The sequence below is a fragment of the Blautia sp. AF14-40 genome (assembly GCF_003479665.1).
Lineage (GTDB): Bacteria > Bacillota > Clostridia > Lachnospirales > Lachnospiraceae > Fusicatenibacter > Fusicatenibacter saccharivorans.
The window spans coordinates 1-1,635 of sequence record NZ_QUHK01000096.1; the positions used below are offsets into that span (position 1 = coordinate 1).

Genomic DNA, 1,635 nt, shown 5'->3' on the forward strand with positions numbered 1-1,635 from the left:
GAAGATGTTATGCAGAGTTCGGAAAGTCTTGGTTTACCGCCCAACTCTTTAGATACGGAAAGTTCAATCAAGCAGGGGTGTAAATATTTTGCGTCCCTGCTTTCTTCTTGCAAAAATCAAGGTATAGACGATTTGAATGTAGCGATACAGTCTTATAACTATGGCGGTGGTTATGTGGGATATGTGGCAGGAAAAGGAAAGAAACACACTTTTAATCTTGCGGAAAATTTTGCCCGTGAGAAATCGGGTGGAAAGAAAGTAACCTATACCAACCCGATAGCTGTTGCGAAGAACGGGGGCTGGCGATATGGCTATGGAAATATGTTCTACGTCGAATTAGTCAATCAATATCTGACCGTGGCACATTTTGATAATGCAACGGCACAAGCGATTATGAATGAAGCGTTGAAATATCAAGGCTGGAAATATGTGTATGGTGGCAGTAACCCGAACACTTCCTTTGATTGTAGCGGACTTGTTCAATGGTGCTATGGAAAAGCTGGTATCTCCTTGCCGAGAACGGCACAAGCACAGTATGACGCTACCCAACATCTTCCACTTTCGCAGGCAAAGGCTGGGGACTTGGTGTTTTTTCATTCTACCTATAATGCTGGAAGTTATGTAACACACGTTGGTATTCTCGTTTCGCCGACACAGATGTACCATGCAGGCAACCCGATAGGATATGCAGACCTAAGTAGTAGTTACTGGCAACAGCACTTAATCGGTGCAGGACGAGTAAAACAATAGAAAGGACTTGAAAATATGTTTAAGAAGAATAAGAAACAGACAGAAACTATCAAAGAATCAAAAGAAAAAAAGGTGCGTACTGTTAAGGTAGGCACACATAAGAAAGCCGTGATTGCGTTGTGGGTGGTACTTATTGCAAGCGTGAGCTTTGGGGTGTATAAGAATTTTACTGCTATCGACCAGCACACGACCCACGAAAAAGAAATCATTGAGCTTCGCTTGCAGGACACCAACGGGATTGAAAATTTCGTGAAGAATTTTGCGAAGTCCTACTACACATGGAATAACAGCAAAGAAGCGATTGAAGCAAGGACGCAGGCAATCAACGGTTATCTGACAAAGGAATTGCAGGACTTGAATGTTGATACAATCAAAACGGATATACCAACCAGCTCCACGGTTACAGATGTGATTGTATGGCATATCGAGCAGTCGGGAACGGACACTTTTTCTGCTACCTACGAAGTAGATCAGCAGATAAAAGAGGGAGAACAGACAAGCAATGTGAAAGCAACCTATACCGTAAAAGTCCATGTGGACGCTGACGGGGATATGGTAATCGTTCAGAACCCTACCCTTGCACCAGCAATCGAAAAATCGGACTATGAGCCAAAGACACCAGAAGCAGACGCAAGCGTAGACGCTGATACCGTAAACGACGCTACCGCATTTCTGGAAACATTCTTTAAGTTGTACCCGACAGCTACGGAAAAAGAGCTTGCTTACTATGTATCTGGAAATGTGGTTGAGCCTATCGGCAGGGACTACCTTTATTCTGAATTGGTAAACCCTATCTTTACAAAGGACGGGGACAATGTAAAAGTCAAGGTAGCTGTGAAATTCCTTGATAATCAGACAAAAGCGACGCAGGTATCGCAGTATGAG

The 1,635-nt window shown here is 43.4% G+C and carries 2 protein-coding genes; both read left to right on the plus strand.

The annotated features are described in order from the left end of the window. Positions 1-750: C40 family peptidase (locus DWW13_RS18395; protein ID WP_118720822.1), on the plus strand; the 750-nt coding region annotated here is incomplete at its 5' end. A 15-nt stretch (positions 751-765) separates the two neighbouring features. Next, positions 766-1,635, plus strand: an 870-nt coding sequence (locus tag DWW13_RS18400) for a conjugal transfer protein (RefSeq protein ID WP_147398347.1), incomplete at its 3' end; no start/stop codon positions are given.